The sequence below is a fragment of the Bartonella sp. AS69XJJH genome (genome assembly GCF_042195585.1).
Lineage (GTDB): Bacteria > Pseudomonadota > Alphaproteobacteria > Rhizobiales > Rhizobiaceae > Bartonella.
The window spans coordinates 158,819-175,896 of the sequence record NZ_JBHIOO010000001.1 but is presented as its reverse complement, the minus strand read 5'-3'; the positions used below and the strand labels follow the sequence as shown (position 1 = coordinate 175,896).

The 17,078-nt window shown below is 37.2% G+C and carries 10 protein-coding genes; 9 read left to right on the top strand and 1 reads right to left on the bottom strand.

The genetic code is table 11. From position 1 onward, the window contains the following. The first annotated feature begins 190 nt into the window (after positions 1–190). Positions 191–1,723, top strand: coding sequence for a YifB family Mg chelatase-like AAA ATPase (locus tag ACFIK6_RS00700; RefSeq protein ID WP_375641321.1), 1,533 nt, complete (start codon positions 191–193; stop codon positions 1,721–1,723). A 10-nt stretch (positions 1,724–1,733) separates the two neighbouring features. On the opposite strand, the gene ACFIK6_RS00695 is transcribed toward ACFIK6_RS00700, so the two are convergent. After that, positions 1,734–2,639: a transporter substrate-binding domain-containing protein gene (locus ACFIK6_RS00695; RefSeq protein ID WP_375677272.1), complete on the bottom strand. Its 906-nt coding sequence runs from the start codon at positions 2,637–2,639 to the stop codon at positions 1,734–1,736. Between the two features lie 1,049 nt (positions 2,640–3,688). Between ACFIK6_RS00695 and gyrB the strand changes: the two genes are divergently transcribed. The 8 genes from gyrB (at position 3,689) to ACFIK6_RS00655 (ending at position 16,962) form a co-directional block, all read left to right on the top strand. Next, entirely contained in the window at positions 3,689–6,121 is a 2,433-nt protein-coding gene (gyrB, locus tag ACFIK6_RS00690; protein WP_375677271.1) for a DNA topoisomerase (ATP-hydrolyzing) subunit B, read from the top strand. Between the two features lie 118 nt (positions 6,122–6,239). After that, positions 6,240–7,022 carry a bifunctional demethylmenaquinone methyltransferase/2-methoxy-6-polyprenyl-1,4-benzoquinol methylase UbiE gene (gene ubiE, locus ACFIK6_RS00685; protein WP_375656357.1) on the top strand — a complete coding sequence of 261 codons (783 nt, stop codon included), beginning with the start codon at positions 6,240–6,242 and terminating at the stop codon, positions 7,020–7,022. Positions 7,023–7,025: 3 nt separating this feature from the next. Continuing rightward, the gene (gene ubiB / locus ACFIK6_RS00680) at positions 7,026–8,612 is read left to right on the top strand and encodes a 2-polyprenylphenol 6-hydroxylase (protein ID WP_375656356.1); all 1,587 of its coding nucleotides are present in this window, start codon (positions 7,026–7,028) and stop codon (positions 8,610–8,612) included. A gap of 68 nt (positions 8,613–8,680) precedes the next feature. Next, complete coding sequence (coaBC, locus tag ACFIK6_RS00675) at positions 8,681–10,102, top strand: bifunctional phosphopantothenoylcysteine decarboxylase/phosphopantothenate--cysteine ligase CoaBC (RefSeq protein WP_375641315.1); 1,422 nt, start codon at positions 8,681–8,683, stop codon at positions 10,100–10,102. Between the two features lie 1,872 nt (positions 10,103–11,974). Then, on the top strand, positions 11,975–12,694 hold the full coding sequence (locus tag ACFIK6_RS00670) for a sulfate transporter family protein (RefSeq protein ID WP_375641313.1): 720 nt from the start codon (positions 11,975–11,977) through the stop codon (positions 12,692–12,694). A gap of 981 nt (positions 12,695–13,675) precedes the next feature. Continuing rightward, on the top strand, positions 13,676–14,596 hold the full coding sequence (gene accD / locus ACFIK6_RS00665) for an acetyl-CoA carboxylase, carboxyltransferase subunit beta (protein WP_375641312.1): 921 nt from the start codon (positions 13,676–13,678) through the stop codon (positions 14,594–14,596). A 4-nt stretch (positions 14,597–14,600) separates the two neighbouring features. Continuing rightward, entirely contained in the window at positions 14,601–15,920 is a 1,320-nt protein-coding gene (locus ACFIK6_RS00660; protein WP_375641311.1) for a bifunctional folylpolyglutamate synthase/dihydrofolate synthase, read from the top strand. A 43-nt stretch (positions 15,921–15,963) separates the two neighbouring features. Continuing rightward, positions 15,964–16,962 (top strand): complex I NDUFA9 subunit family protein, encoded by a 999-nt coding sequence (locus tag ACFIK6_RS00655; protein ID WP_375641310.1) that lies wholly within the window; start codon positions 15,964–15,966, stop codon positions 16,960–16,962. Positions 16,963–17,078: the final 116 nt, after the last annotated feature.

The following is a 17,078-nucleotide window of genomic DNA, read 5'->3' as shown; positions in this document are numbered from 1 at the left end:
AGCTTACTATAAATGTTTTATTGCGTCCCATACTATCATGGTTAAATTTGTACAAATGACTTTTCATGAGAACGCTAAAAAACTGCCCATGTATATAGATTTCTCTATAAAAAAAACCATAGAGATGCTTCTTGATTTTTATACATAGATATGATTGTCTCTACCAAGTCTAAAGGGGAAAAATAAATAAATGATCGCACGTATTACAACTGTTGCTTTTCGCGGTCTAGAAGCAGTCCCTGTCGATGTACAGGTTATGATTTCGTCTGGTAAAATAGGGATGGCTATTGTTGGATTAGCTGATAAGGCAGTTGCAGAAAGCCGTGAACGTGTACAAGCAGCCCTCCACGCTTGTGGACTTTCTATGCCTACTAAACGGATTACGATTAATCTTGCACCAGCTGATTTGCCTAAAGAGGGATCGCATTATGATTTGCCAATCGCCGTAGGCTTAATGCTTGCTATGGGAATCCTCCCTCCTGAAGTAGCGCAAGACTATATCATTTTAGGAGAATTATCACTAGATGGTTCACTTACCGCTGTTAATGGTGTTTTACCAGCTGCCATGACAGCTTTATCACTCGATAAAGGACTGATTTGTCCTTTCCAATGTGGACCTGAAGCTGCCTGGGTAAATGCAGAAATAAATATTCTTGCCCCAGAGACTCTTCTCACTATAGTCAACCATTTCAAAGGAACCCAAATTCAAAAACGTCCACAACCGCGCCAATACACTATCGAAACTGAACTTCCAGATCTTTGCGAAATCAAAGGACAGAAAACAGCCAAACGCGCCTTGGAAGTTTGCGCTGCTGGACGCCATAACCTCTTGTTTGTAGGTCCTCCTGGTGCTGGGAAATCTATGTTAGCGCAACGCTTACCTTCCATTTTACCACCTCTTGATAGCCGTGAGCTTTTAGATGTCTCTCTTATTGCTTCTATTACAGGAGAAACAGTTCATAATACCATTTCACTTCATTGCCCCTTTCGTTCCCCACATCATTCTGCTTCCATGGCCGCAATGATTGGTGGGGGCCTTAAAGGAAGACCAGGAGAGGTCTCCCTTGCCCATAATGGTGTGTTATTCCTTGATGAATTGCCTGAATTTTCTCCGCAGGTTCTTGATTCTCTTCGTCAACCCCTAGAAAGTGGAGAGTCGGTTATCGCCCGCGCTAACCACCATATTAGCTATCCTGCTCGCTTCCAACTCATTGCCGCAATGAATCCTTGCCGTTGTGGTATGGCAGGCGAAAAAGACCATGTTTGCCCTAAAGGAATACGCTGTCAAATCGATTATCAGTCCCGTATTTCTGGTCCTCTACTTGACCGAATTGATTTACGGATAGATGTCCCTGCTTTAACAGCTATGGACCTTATGCAACCAGAACAATCAGAAAAAAGCTGCGACGTTGCCAAACGCGTCGCACGGTGCCGTAACATTCAAGCTAAACGTTTTTCAACAATGGGGTTTGATCATATTCGTACCAATGGCGATTGTCCTGCCAAAATTATAGAACAGATTGCCATTCCTGATAAAAGTGCAACCATACTCTTACGAGATGTGAGTGAAAAAATGCACCTCTCTGCACGCGCTTATCATCGCATTCTCAAGGTTGCACGCACAATTGCTGATCTTGACGGATCAGATACTCTTTCACGCTATCATCTTGCAGAGGCTATTTCCTATCGACTAGGCGCAGAAAGATTAACGGCTCTTAACTAAAAACTATTCATCAATAAAAACTTATTGGAAAATAACGCAAATAAAGTTCTGTAAGTTTACCATCCTCTTCTAGAGATTGCAGCGCATAATTGAGTATATCAACCAATTTTTCATTCTTTTTTGCAACAGCAAGCTGCATTCCTTGTCCCAATAACTGTGGCGCCATATATGCCCCCCCAACAAAATGACAGCAATCAACAGATTTTTGTTTTTTGAACCATAACGATAAAGCAAATCCATCATCAAAAATAAGGTCAATTTTACGCTCCTGTAATGCTTTATAGAGCTCTTCTCTCTTTTTAAATCCTTGCCATTTGGCTTTAGGAAAATAATGATGAAAAAGCTTTTCGTGAATACTGTTAGACAAAACACCACTGGTTAAGTGTACCAATTTATCGCTTATTGGCTCATCGATATTTAAAAGTCGAGAAGCAACAAATCGCGCTGGAAAGCGCAAATATGACTTTGTAAAAACAAGATCTTGCTGGGTTTTACTTGTTTCTTTTAAACCCGCAATAATGACTTCTGCACCACCATTTTTTACATGTTCTACAAGCTCTTTCCAAGGAATTACTTCTACTTCACAAAGCTTCTCTAGTTTTAATTTTGAACAAATAGCGCGCAATAAATTGATATTATAACCTGCAAGATGCCCCGTTTGATCAAGGAAATTAAAAGGAGGAAAATCAAAAGTTGTTACAAAGCGCAAACGAAGGATATCCGTTGTATCAGGTTGCACCAAATGTTCATGCGAATCAAAAAAAGAAGGCAACCTTTCAGCTTCTGTGTAAGAGGAAAATAGAACCACCCCTGCTACAAATAAAATACGAATAAAAATATTGTATGGATTATTGAATAAAAAGTACCGTAAACGCAATTGAAGATGTTTTACATATATAGATTTTTTTATTTTCAAAATCTCTCCCCCATTTTTCAAAACTAAGATGCAACTCTTCTCAATTATTATCTAACGCACTTCACCAAAATATCTGGCGTTTAATAAATAAAATTCTTGCTATTTTTAAAAACTGTTAAAAAATTTAACAGTTTTTATATATTTTTTTGAAACACATTGAAAATACTTAGATTTCTGATGTTAATTTTCCCAAATGAATATAAAAAGTAATTGTAGCGAAAGGCGATTTGATTTTTTAAATATAAGAAATAAGCTGTACATACTTTAGTGGTACACTCTATTTTATCAAAATATCCCGCGTATCTTAAAATGTTAATATGCTGATTTATAATAATAATTTATTATTTATATGTGGAAGAAAAAACTTTATTTCAAATCTATTTATATTGAAAATATCAAAATCATTTTCTTGCGTATCACAATCTGAGAGAGCATATAGATACTGTTGAAGAAAAGAGTAAAAATACCCTTCAAATGCCAAGGGTTTTCTCAACATTAAGGTTGCACCAACATTTAAGAGCTGAAAATAAAATGATGATACTGGTTTGTACCTTACTGTCAAGATAAGACAATGGATTTTATAGCATTCACAAGGTACTTTATGCTATTCAAACGTCATAGAAAACAAGTCTGAGAACATTGAAAGATGCTTCTTAAAAAGTGCGTAAATAAGTAGCACAATGGCATTTTGTTTTAAATGAGGACGTAACCTCCATTACAGAAATGAGAAAAAAACGTAAACACTGTGTCATTACCTTATTATTTAAAAACATTGTCATGAACGTTTTCAAAGTTGTAAAGTTGAATAAAAGGATGACAATATATCAAGGAAGCGCTTAAATATTTATATCACCACCCTAAATAAACTGTATTTTTCTGTATAATACTACACTATCATTCTCTCCATTATATATCGACAGATATTGAATCTAAAGCTGATATACGATAAATATTTAATGTGGTTATTCCATAAATAACTGATCAGAACATTGAGCTTAAAAAAAAAGCGGATAAAATATTGTAAATTGAACACAGGAATGGACTAACTTATGAGTGATGAAATAACCTCACCAGAACAAAGCAATAACTATGACGCCGCTTCTATCAAAGTTCTCAAAGGTCTTGATGCTGTACGCAAACGTCCTGGTATGTATATTGGTGATACTGATGATGGATCGGGTTTACACCATATGGTCTATGAAGTTGTAGACAATGCTATCGATGAAGCTCTAGCCGGTCATGCTACTCTTGTAAACGTCACACTCCATGCTGATGGTTCTTGTTCTGTTCGTGATAATGGACGTGGAATTCCGACAGATATCCATCCAACAGAAGGTATTTCTGCAGCTGAAGTTATTATGACACAGCTTCATGCCGGCGGAAAGTTTGATCAAAACTCTTATAAAGTTTCAGGTGGATTACACGGTGTTGGTGTCTCTGTTGTGAATGCATTATCCGTTTGGCTTAAATTGCAAATCAGACGGAATGGTAAAATTCATGAAATATCATTTACCCATGGGGTGGCTGATGCTCCATTAAAAGTTATTGGCGATTGCGATAGAGAAAGTGGAACAGAAATCAGATTTTTACCAAGTTCTGAAACTTTTACTATGGTTGAGTTTGATTTTGAAACTTTGGAGCGCCGTTTACGGGAATTAGCCTTTCTAAATTCTGGGGTTTATATTCTTCTTGTTGACGAGCGTCATGCTGATATTAAATCAGTTGAATTGCATTATGAAGGTGGATTAACGGAGTTTGTCAAATATATTGACCAATCAAAAAAAGCCCTGCTTGATAATCCTATTTATATTGCAAGTGAAAAGGATGGTATGAGCGTTGATGTTGCCCTATGGTGGAACGATTCCTATCATGAGAAGGTCTTGTGTTTTACCAATAATATTCCTCAGCGTGACGGTGGAACTCATTTGATAGGTTTCAGAAGTGCCCTTACGCGCCAAATTAATGGCTATGCTGAATCTTCAGGTATTGCTAAAAAAGAAAAAGTGAACTTAACCGGTGATGACTGCCGTGAAGGATTAACAGCTATTCTTTCTGTCAAAGTTCCTGATCCAAAATTTTCTTCACAAACAAAGGATAAGTTAGTCTCTTCTGAAGTGCGCCCTATTGTTGAAAATTTGGTCAATGAAGGTCTTTCAGTATGGCTGGAAGAACATCCTCATGAAGCAAAACTTCTCATTAGTAAAGTGGTAGAAGCTGCAACAGCACGTGAAGCAGCGCGCAAAGCACGTGAACTCACAAGACGAAAAGGGGCGCTTGATATCACTTCTCTGCCAGGAAAGCTTGCCGATTGTCAAGAACGTGATCCTGCAAAATCAGAAATCTTTATTGTCGAGGGGGATTCGGCTGGCGGTTCAGCAAAAAGTGGGCGCTCACGTCAAAATCAAGCAATTTTACCCCTTCGTGGTAAAATCCTCAATGTTGAACGAGCACGTTTCGACCGCATGCTCTCATCTGATATGATTGGAACACTTATTACAGCTCTTGGAACGTCTATCGGTAAAGATGAATTTTCACCGGATAAATTACGTTATCATAAGATTATTATCATGACAGATGCGGACGTTGATGGAGCCCATATTCGAACTTTGTTGCTTACTTTCTTTTTTAGACAGATGCCCGAATTGATTGAACGTGGACATCTTTATATTGCTCAGCCTCCTCTTTATAAAGTATCGCGTGGAAAATCTTCCCAATATATTAAAAATGAAGCAGCGTTTGAAGAATTCTTGATCGATACTGGATTAGAAGAAACAACGCTTGAGCTTTCAACAGGAGAAGTTCGTGCAGGGGCTGATTTGTATCAACTCGCTAAAGATGCTCGTATATTACGTCAACTTTTAAATGGTCTTCATACCCGTTATGACCGTAATATTGTTGAACAAGCAGCAATTGTTGGCGCTTTTAATCTTGAAGTCTTTGCAACACAAGAAAAAGCACAAAAAATAGCAGATACTATAGCACACCGCCTTAATCTGATTGCTGATGATATGGAACAAGGTTGGAGTGGACAATATACAGCAGATGGAAACTTATGTTTTGAGCGTATTTTGCGTGGTGTTAAAGATGTTGTTACGCTTGATGTGGGGCTTATAAATTCAACTGACGCACGCCAAATTGATCGCATTTCCCAAAATTTTATCGACATATACCACCCTCCTGTTCTTTTACGTCGCAAAGATAAAACAGAGCGTATTTTTGGGCCCGTTAGCCTTTTAGAGAGCATTTTTACAAACGGTAAAAAAGGTCTTACTCTTCAACGTTATAAAGGTCTTGGGGAAATGAATGCTGAACAGCTTTGGGAAACAACTCTTGATCCTAATGCACGTTCTCTTTTACAAGTAAAAATTAATGATGCAACCGATGCAGATTCACTCTTTTCTCGTCTCATGGGTGATGAAGTTGAGCCTAGACGTATTTTTATTCAAGACAATGCCTTAAGCGTTGCCAATCTTGATATCTAAAGGTACTCTTCTGCTTTTGGCTGTGTAAATGTCGTAGTTTTATACGTTGTTTTTTCGTAGTTGAACATTCCCTCTCTATTTCATTTACGATAAAAGAAAAATAAGGAAGATCATACACATGGCAGTTGAAACAGAACGTGTAGGAACCAAGGGTGGCATGGAGCTCTCTTTTGGTTTTACAAGAGTAGATGAAACACAAAAACAATCCATGGTAGATGGTGTGTTTCATTCTGTTGCTGAAAATTACGACAAGATGAATGATATCTTATCCTTAGGGCTACACCGTATGTGGAAAAATTCCATGATTGCTTGGCTTTCCCCCCCAGCACTTTCTCATTGGAAAGTTCTTGATGTCGCTGGCGGTACAGGTGATATTGCTTTTCGTATTCTTAATGCTTCACGCCAAAAAGCCCATGCTACAGTGCTTGATATTAATGGCTCAATGCTCAGCGTTGGCAAAAAACGCGCACAAAAAAATGGTCTTGCCCCTCTGATTGATTTTGTTGAAGCCAATGCAGAAAATCTTCCTTTTGAAGATCAAAGCTTTGACGCTTACACTATTGCTTTTGGAATTCGCAATGTTCCTCATATTGATCAAGCTCTTAGAGAAGCTTTTCGTGTTTTAAAGCCCGGTGGACGTTTCTTATGTTTAGAATTTTCAAATGTTGAGATGCCTTGGCTCGATAAAATTTATGATATTTGGTCTTTCCATGCTATCCCTAAGCTGGGTCAATTTATCGCAAATGATGGCGATGCTTATCGTTATTTGGTTGAATCTATCCGCAAATTTCCTAGGCAAGATGATTTTGCCCATATGATCAAGAATGCGGGGTTTTCGCGGGTATCGTACCGCAATCTCACCGGTGCGATTGCAGCGCTGCATTCAGGTTGGAAAATTTAAAAAATGGTGCAAATTTCCCCTTACTTTCAATTGATGCGTGCAGGATGGGTTTTAACACGTGAAGGTGTTTTAAGTGCTCTTCCTCATGATGATCTTCAAGGATTTCCAGCGCTATGTCATCGCATAGCTGGTACATTAGCACGACGCAAAACAAAAAAGAAACAGCGATCTGAAAATATTTCGTATGCCATTAATAAGCTTGGACCCTCTTACATAAAACTTGGTCAATTTCTTGCTACAAGACCTGATATTGTGGGGCGTGATATTGCAGAAGATTTGTCACAACTACAAGATCGTGTCCAAACATTTTCTTGCACTGCTGCTATTGCTCAAATTGAAAGTTCTCTTGGTCGCTCTATTGATGATTTATTCGTAAATTTTTATCCCCCCATTGCCGCCGCTTCTATTGCTCAAGTTCATCCAGCTGAATACAGTGATGAAACTGGTCATAAAAAAAAATGTGCTGTAAAAGTTATTCGTCCTAATATCAGAGCACGTTTTTCTAAAGATCTTAGAGGATTCTATCTCATTGCTCACTTACAAGAGCGCTACATCCCTGCCTCTCGAAGGCTTCGTCCTGTTTGTGTGGTGGATACTTTAGCACAAACAACACGCATTGAAATGGATTTACGTTTAGAAGCAGCAGCTATATCTGAAATGGCTGAAAATATTCAACATGATACAGGCTTTCGAGTTCCACGTATTGACTGGGAACGGACAGGACGTAATGTTCTTACAATGGAATGGATTGATGGTATCAGAATATCCGAAATTTCCAAACTCAAAGAAGCAGGATTTGATTTGCAGGCGCTTGCCATTACGCTTATTCAATCTTTTCTTCGTCATACATTGCGTGATGGTTTTTTTCACGCCGATATGCATCCTGGTAATTTATTTGTAGACTCGCAAGGATGTATTGTTGCTGTTGATCTAGGCATTACAGGAAGGCTTGGCAAAAAAGAAAAGCATTTCCTTGCTGAAATTCTTTATGGCTTTATTACCCGCGATTATCATCGGGTTGCACGCGCCCATTTTGAGGCAGGTTATGTTCCTTCACACCATAATATTGAAAGCTTTGCGCAAGCCAACCGGGCTATTGGCGAACCAATTCACGGACAATCAGCACAAAGCATTTCCATGGCTAAATTGCTCACATTGTTGTTTGAAGTCACTGAATTATTTGACATGCAAACGCGACCTGAACTTTTATTGCTGCAAAAAACGATGGTTGTCGTGGAAGGTGTTGCCCGCACATTAGACCCAACTTTTAATATGTGGAAAGCTTCTGAACCTGTTGTCAAAGAATGGATTAGTAAAAATTTAGGACCCGTAGGCGTTGCAAAAGACTTTAGTGAAGGAGCGCAAGCTCTCCTTTCGCTGGCACGTAAAACACCACAATTGGTTCAAAATTTCCAACGGATAGAAGAAGATTTTAATCAAATGAGAAAAACAGGTTTTAATCTTTCTCCTGACACCCTCAAACAACTTGCTGTCGAACAAAGTCGTAGAAACCGTTATGGTCGTTATAGCCTTTTCATCATTGCACTTTGTTGCGTTTGTCTCACTTTTTACTTTTTTCATCTTTTCTAATTTCCTTAATATGCTAAAAATATCAACAATGAAATCATTGCAAGCATTTTATTTCTTGGAGGTATTTTATGGCCAGTATTACTATTCGTAACCTGTCTCCTGAAACCAAAGAAGCTTTGCGCATACGCGCCGCGCAAAATGGTATTTCTATGGAAGAAGAGGTCCGACGCCTTTTAAGCAATCCCCCTCCTTTCACCGCACAACTCTCTCATACTCGTGCTGTTGAATTGCAATCATTGAAATCAAAATCACTCCTTCTTATTATTGGAGGAAGTATTGCATCCTATAAAGCACTTGATTTAATTCGCCGTTTACAAGAACGTGGAGCACACTTAAAAGTTGTGATGACAAAAGCAGCGCAAAAATTTATTACGCCTTTAGCCGCTGAAGCTTTAAGCGGTGGTACTGTATATACTGATTTATTTTCACGCGAAGAAGAGCACGATATTGGACATATCCGATTAGCACGTAATGCTGACCTTATTATTTTAGCCCCTGCTACAGCCAATCGCATTGCAAAAATAGCCAATGGCATAGGAGATGATCTGGCTGATTGCATCCTTTTAGCGGCACATTGTCCACTCTTAATTGCACCCGCTATGAATCCGTCCATGTGGGCGCATCCAGCTACTATTCGCAATGTTGCACAACTGCGCGCAGATGGCGTTCATATCATTGGACCAGAAATCGGAAATATGGCTGAACGTGACGAGATAGGATATGGGCGCATGAGCGAACCTTTAAACATTGTCGCTACCATAGAGACTCTGTTGAATGTACATGAAAAACCTCTCTCTGACCGCCATTTCATCGTTACCTCTGGCCCTACCCATGAACCAATTGATCCGGTGCGTTATCTTGCTAATCGGTCTTCAGGTAAACAAGGTCATGCCATCGCAACCGCTCTTGCGCATTTGGGTGCAAAAGTAACACTTATTTGTGGACCTGTTAATCTTGCAGCCCCACAAGAAGTAAAAACCATTCATGTTGAAACAGCACAACAGATGTTACAAGCCGTTCAAACCGCATTGCCTGCTGATGGCGCCATCTTCGTTGCCGCTGTTTGTGATTGGCGCAGTCAAACGCAGTCGTTACACAAAATTAAAAAGAATGCTCATAAAATACCACCATCCCTTCATATGGTCGAAAATCCTGACATTTTAGCAACAATTGGACACGCTCCAAACCGCCCCTCATTGGTCATTGGTTTTGCTGCTGAAACATGTGATATCATTGCCAATGCACAAAAAAAATGTGTTGAAAAAGGAGCTGATTTCATTCTTGCTAATGATATTTCTCTTCAACTAGATGGAACAAGTGTCATGGGTGCTGATACAAATCAAGTTTATCTCGTGAGTAAGGAAAAAGTTGAACAATGGCCCCATATGAGTAAACAGCACGTAGCGCAAAAATTAGCAAACATGATTGTATCATTTTTTGCCCCCCAGACACCTACTCCTCATGAGGAAAATATACCCTATTCCACATAATAACTCTTCAAATGCATTGATTAAAACACCTCATAAAATAGAACTGAAAATAGTGTCTATCTACCTCGGTTATTATATAATTATTTTGATTTATAATGATAATCTAGTGTTGTTCATATTAAATTAGAATCCCGCATATCGTAAGATTCTCTTATTCCCAATCTCTCTCATCATGAAACAATGAAACCCATTTTCTTGCACGTTGCAAACAAGGATAGCTGTATCAATACAAAATGTTTGAGAAAGAACTAAAAATGCTTATAATGGGCCGTCTCAAAAACAAAGGGCTGTTGTCGAGCAACACTGAGGATGATGGCGCTGGCGTGTCCTTTTATTAAGCATAAAGATAGTGATGCCCTATAAGTTTTTATTATTCACGAGAGCTTTACCCATATACTATTCACAAGCGCTGTTGCGAAATGAGTGTGACGAGCGTTGGGAAATGTTTTTTTTAAAATCCTATCTCACCCTAGCCTCCATAAAAGTAGGATCTATTGCACCACTGTCTCCCCAGCTTATAAAAAACAAGCTATCATTCACTTTGCCTACTATCAATTTTGAGAAAGCTCTTGCACTGGATAAAATTTATAAAAAGTATTTTCTTTCTTCAATGTTTTTATCCCCATATTGGTCCTATTTATGATATGCAAATAAATGATTTTGATTGTTTCATAATGAGAGCAGCTAATGAGAAAATATGACAACTTTATTTGGAGTTCTTATTCACTGTGAAAAATAATGTATAAATCAATATATTATAACATCTCAATGCAATTCTAAGCATACCTCACACTAAAACTTATAAATCGCTCATAAAGAGTGTAGACAAAATTCATTGCACCACTGTCTATAAGTTTATAAAACTGAAGTCTTTATTATTTTCCTCATGGATCAGTCTTTAAGATTAAATCTGCGTGTCCTCTCTCCAATATACCAAGACCACAAAGACTAGAATTTGATCCATGATATCTTCACATTGTGATGTTTCATGAGAAGAATTTTTATTCCTTTATCGAAAGCTTTGTATCCATACATTGATCTCGCCTGTAATGTGCAAGTAAATAACTTTTTGATGTTGAACAGAAGCTTTGAAATTAAAGAATATTTCTATATTTTGTTATTCAAGTTGAAAATGATCAATTCTCTTCATAAATTAATGGTGTTATTATCTAAAAATTATTTGATACAGTGCACCATTTGTATGAAAAGTGCTTCAGTGAATTCTTACTTCGTTGCACTTATAGCTTTTAAAATTTAAAATCTCATCATTTTTAATCATCAGTGGTGTCTCCCACTCTATTGTTTCTTCTCAAGAAACTGTTCTTCCATGGGATATGGGCGGTTAATCGCCTAAGCTTATTTTTTCCACTTCTATCATATTAATCTGTTACCCAAAATCAGAATATCTATGGACCTATTCCATTGAACTCAATATTGTTTTGAATAAAAGCGAGAGGCAAAAGCATGCCGTCAAATAGTAGAAAAGTACAGAGTATTAGGAATTGTGCAAAATAATTAAGCACGTAGATAAACGAAGCTAGACAACTATACTGAATAAATAGAAGTAAACAACTTTCCTCCCAAATAGTTCTTATTCCTTAATTTTTCACATATATCATACAAATGCAATAATCTACACTCTATACAAAAATATTCAAAACTTCTTCTAAAACAGCTGTTTTTTAAATTATTCTTGGTTTTTAAAATTCAAAATTTCTATTTATTCAAATTTTATTTTAAACAAAAAAGCCTTAGCCGTTTTTTATAATGTTCTTGAAAAGAAATCTTGAAATTTAAAAAAGAAAAAATTACACTCTACATTCTTTAAATATATTTCTTGTTTTTTTGCTTCTTTCCTTAGTTTATTAATCTATGATTTTTACTGCTTCTTATCGTGCTTTACAACGTCTTTTGACTTCGCAATATCGTATTATGATACTGAAAGCATTGGGGGTTACTTTTTTCATTCTCACAATTTTATGGTTATGTGTGCACCAACTTTTTGTGTCTTACTTTTGGCCCTGGATTGCTCAATTCCTTCCTGGACTCCCTAGTTGGGCGGGATGGATTGGGTTTAGCATGCTTATCATTTTTAATCTTGGTTTAGCTCTTTTGTTGGCTTTTTTAATTGCACCAATCGCAGCTATGATTGGTGGTTTTTTCATTGACTCTGCTGCTGAAGTCATTGAAAAAGAGGATTATCCAAACGAGCCTATTGGACAAGCTTTACCGTTTCAGCGTTCTCTTATCATTTCCTTAAAATTCGTTATTTTAAGCCTTCTTGGTAATGGAATTGCTTTTATTTTATTCTTCATACCAGGTATTAATTTAATTGCTTTTTATGTTATTAATGGTTATTTGCTTGGTCATGAATATTTCTTGTTTGCTGCTTATCGTTTTCGAACAGAGCAAGATGCACGTGCTTTTTTACATACTCATTACACAACGGTTTTTGGTGCAGGGTTATTGATAGCGCTTTTTGTTTCAATTCCAATTCTTAATTTAGCAACACCGCTTTTTGCAGCCGCCTTTATGACATATTTACACAAAATGCTTTCCCAAAAAACCATGGCACGCATTACACAAAAATAATGTTCCTTGACTTTAAGGTTAATAAAACTTGCCAGCTAAAAAAGCATAATATAAAATTTTATGCTTTATCTTTTATTAAAGTAATATATTGATTTATAATAATAATTATCATTACTCAACATGAGTGAAAAACCTAAATATCATGAGGCTTCTCATTTTAATCCTATTCATATTAGATCAAGTGAAATCGTTTGTTAATATATCACAAACGGAAATGGTGTGTGGATAAAAGTACTTTCAAAAAGGCGTGAAATATCTTTTATGAATTCTCTCAATGCAAACATTTTCGTCACATTAAAAACTGGAAAAGAGTATGATGGTATCGATTTGTACCTTCTATTTCAGTAAAAATGGAGAGCATAATGTATTTTATATCATTTATGGAGAGATATACTCTTCTGAGCACCATCATAAGAGAGTTTTGGGGATTATTGAAAAATGTCTGTGTAAAACAAGCACATGAATGAGTAATATAATAGCATTTTTGAGAGTATTCTATTTTAATTGTGAAAAGCGCGCGCTTTAAAGAAACCTTTTGAAAAAAATCTTGCTCTGATGTTAGCGTTTCGCTAATATGGTGTTATTATATCCTTATCTTAAATGGGTTATTTTAGCCTTGTTAACGCCTTATATTATAAGGTTTCTTTTCTTCAAAACTGTTGATACGAATGATTAATTGGATATTCATTTTTATTAAAAAATAAAGGATTTGTTAACCATCGCAAGGAGTGAATTTAAATACCAAAGTAAAAAATAAAAACATATAAGTTCTTTAAACTTATAAGAAATTTGTTATAGGGAACACTCTTCATAGATATAATTGTTATGATATTGGAAAAATTAAAAAACAAGCTATACGTACACTGATAAAAGTATTAAATAGGCTTCTTTGTTCCACCGGTAAAGCAAATGTGACTGTTTAGGTTCGTATTCTTTCAAATTATGCGAAAGATGTGTAATATTTAAAGGAAGGTTATAAAGATGAACTGGATTACAAATTATGTTCGTCCTAAAATTAACTCTATATTGGGGCGCCGTGAAATTCCAGAAAATCTATGGATTAAAGATCCTACCAGTGGTGAAATGATCTTCCATAAAGATCTGGAAGCTAATCAATTTGTCGCTCCCAATTCTGGCCATCATATGCGTATCAGCGCGAAAAATCGTCTCATGCATTTTTTTGATGATGGTGTTTATACAACTCTTGAAAATCCAAAAGTTGTAACAGATCCTTTAAAATTTCGTGACGAAAAACGCTATATTGACCGGTTAAAAGATTATCGTTCTAAACTTGGTGTTGATGACAATATTTTAAGTGCACGTGGTACGATTGAAGGCTTACCAATTATTGCAACCGTTCAAGATTTCGCCTTTATGGGTGGATCACTCGGTATGGCTTCAGGAGAAGCTATTATCAAAGCTTTTGATACTGCCATTGCCGAAAGGCGTCCGCTGGTTCTTTTTTCTGCTTCTGGTGGCGCACGCATGCAAGAAGGAACACTCTCGTTGATGCAAATGCCTCGTACAACTGTAGCGATTGAAATGTTGAAAGAAGCAAAACTTCCCTATATTGTTGTGCTGACTAATCCAACCACCGGTGGTGTTACTGCTTCTTACGCTATGCTTGGTGATATTCACATTGCCGAACCTGGCGCTATGATTGGTTTTGCTGGTCCACGTGTGATTCAACAAACTATACGCGAAACCCTACCAGAAGGGTTTCAAAGTAGTGAATATCTGCTCGAACATGGTATGATTGATATGGTTGTATCGCGTTTAGAAATGAAAACAACAATTGCACGTCTTTTACGCTTGATGATGAAACGCCCTGCTGTTTTTAACCCTTCCGATCCATCCCCAACAGACTTTCAAACATCGCTTTCTAGGACAAAAGCAGCTTAAGTTTATGCAACAAAGTCAAATACAAAGGGTGGTGGATGATTTACTAAAAAATTATCCGAAAAAATTTGATCTTTCTTTAGAGCGTATTGTTCACCTTTTAGAGCGTCTTGGTAATCCACATTTAAAACTTGCCCCTATTATTCACATCGCTGGAACAAATGGCAAAGGATCTGCCTCAGCAATTTGCCGTGCTCTTTTGGAAAGTGCAGGATACTGCGTTCATGTTTATAGCTCACCTCATCTCGTCAACTGGAATGAACGCTGCCGGATAGGTCAAAAAGGAGGTGGTCAACTTGTTACAGAAAACCAATTGGCTGAAACAATCAGTGAAATTATAAAAGTAAATCGTCAAGAGCCGATTACTATTTTTGAAATTTTTACAGCCGCTGCCTTTATGCTGTTTAGTATACATCCAGCTGATGTTGTCATTTTAGAAGTTGGGTTGGGAGGACGTTTTGATGCTACCAATGTCATTAATAAACCAGCTGTATCGCTTATTATGCCCATTGATTATGATCATGAGACCTTTCTTGGAAACACAATTGCTCAAATCGCTTTTCAAAAGGGGGGAATTATCAAACCAAACGTTCCAGTAGTCATCGGGAAGCAAAATTATGAAGAAACTCTTGCTACTTTAATACCTCTTGCTAATAAAAATAAAGCACCTTATTCTCTATTTGATCAAGATTATCAAAGTTATAAAGAACATGGACGTATGGTTTTCCAAAACAATCAAGGTCTCATGGATCTTCCCCTTCCTAACCTTATTGGAGACCACCAAATCGCCAATGCCGGCGCGTCTCTTGAAGCAGTTTGTCAAGCAGGTTTTCGACTTTCAGAACAAGCCATAAATGATGCTTTGAAAAATATTTATTGGCCCGCACGGATGCAACGTCTTATCCAAGGACACTTGGTTGATCAACTGTCTCCTAATATTGATTTATGGTTAGACGGTGGTCATAATCCTGCTGCTGGAAAAGTTATTGCAGTAGAACTTGCACAATGGAGAAAAAAAACAGATCGTCCGATTATTATGATTGCTGGCATGCTCAATACCAAAGATGCTGTCGGTTATTTTCGTTCCTTAGCGAACCTTGTCGATAAAATATATACGATACCGCTAATTAACAATAATGCCAGTATCTCTCCAATAAAATTAGCTGAATCAGCGCAAAAAGCAGGAATCTTTGCTACTCCACAAGCACATCTACAAGATGCTTTGCATAAGATTAGAGCGGAATATAAAGAGGCAATTGTCCTTATTGGTGGTTCCCTTTATCTTGCGGGCGATATTTTGCGTGACAATAAAACACCTCCGTGTTAGGAATCGATTATTTTAAAAGCTTTGAAAGATAGACTTTTTAATCATGCAACTTGATTGTGCACTTTATCAACATCCTAAACTTATTACTGTTTTTGGCGGATCTGGTTTTGTAGGACGACATGTCGTTGAAACTTTGACTAAGCGGGGATATCGCGTTCGTATCGCTGTTCGTTGTCCACAAAAAGCTTATTACATGCTCCAAATAGGAGAAGTAGGACAAACCCAAATGCTTAAAACAGATATCAAGCATCGTGCCTCTGTTGCACGCGCATTGCTTGGAGCTGATGCGGCAGTATTTTTACCTGGTAGCTTAAAACAAGCAAATCAATCGAATTTTAAAAACACACAAATTGATGGTGTTTACAATGTTGCTGAATTAACAGCAGAAGCTGCTATTCCACTCATATATATGTCAACACTTGTGGCTAACGAGAATGCTTCATGTCTTTATGCACGTGTTAAGTTTATGGGTGAACAAATTATTCATAACAAGCATCCTCAAGCAATTATTATCCGTCCATCCGTTATTTTTGGACCAGAGGATTGTTTCTTTAACACCTTAGCAGATTTGTCACGTTTTTTACCAATTATGCCTCTTTTTGGGGGTGGGCAAAGCAAATTGCAACCCGTGTATGTTGGTGACGTTGCTGAGTTTATCGCGCGCGCTTTAGATGGACAGGTTGCTTGGGGAAAAAATTATGATCTTGGCGGTCCCCAGATTATCACCTTCCAAAATACTCTTGAAAATATACTCAAAATTATTCACCGTAAAAAAACAATCCTATCCATGCCTCTTTCTGTTGGTCTATTGATTGGGGGAATTTTGGGAACTATTGGTAAATTGCCTTTTGTACCAACACTTATAACAGCCAATCAGATACGTTTTTTGCAAATGGATAACATTGTTTCTAAAGAGGCTATAGAGAATGGATATACTCTAGAAGGTGTGGGAATTACCCCCAGAGCAATGGCTGCATTTTTGCCAAGTTATCTATGGCGATTTCGTCCACATGGTCAATTTTCCCAAAACTTACTCGTCTAGAATAAATTCTTCCAAAACTGAGTTAATTATTTGATTTATAATTCATAGCTCGTTGTTAGCGGTTTTAAAATCAGAATGCTCAATAGAATAATGTTTTTGCATTTTAAATGCTCTAT

Excerpts from the sequence above, each read along its gene's own strand:
- ACFIK6_RS00700 (WP_375641321.1), top strand. The coding sequence starts at position 191 with ATGATCGCACGTATTACAACTGTTGCTTTTCGCGGTCTAGAAGCAGTC.
- gyrB (WP_375677271.1), top strand. The coding sequence starts at position 3,689 with ATGAGTGATGAAATAACCTCACCAGAACAAAGCAATAACTATGACGCC.
- ubiE (WP_375656357.1), top strand. The coding sequence starts at position 6,240 with ATGGCAGTTGAAACAGAACGTGTAGGAACCAAGGGTGGCATGGAGCTC.
- ubiB (WP_375656356.1), top strand. The coding sequence starts at position 7,026 with ATGGTGCAAATTTCCCCTTACTTTCAATTGATGCGTGCAGGATGGGTT.
- coaBC (WP_375641315.1), top strand. The coding sequence starts at position 8,681 with ATGGCCAGTATTACTATTCGTAACCTGTCTCCTGAAACCAAAGAAGCT.
- ACFIK6_RS00670 (WP_375641313.1), top strand. The coding sequence starts at position 11,975 with ATGATTTTTACTGCTTCTTATCGTGCTTTACAACGTCTTTTGACTTCG.
- accD (WP_375641312.1), top strand. The coding sequence starts at position 13,676 with ATGAACTGGATTACAAATTATGTTCGTCCTAAAATTAACTCTATATTG.
- ACFIK6_RS00660 (WP_375641311.1), top strand. The coding sequence starts at position 14,601 with ATGCAACAAAGTCAAATACAAAGGGTGGTGGATGATTTACTAAAAAAT.
- ACFIK6_RS00655 (WP_375641310.1), top strand. The coding sequence starts at position 15,964 with ATGCAACTTGATTGTGCACTTTATCAACATCCTAAACTTATTACTGTT.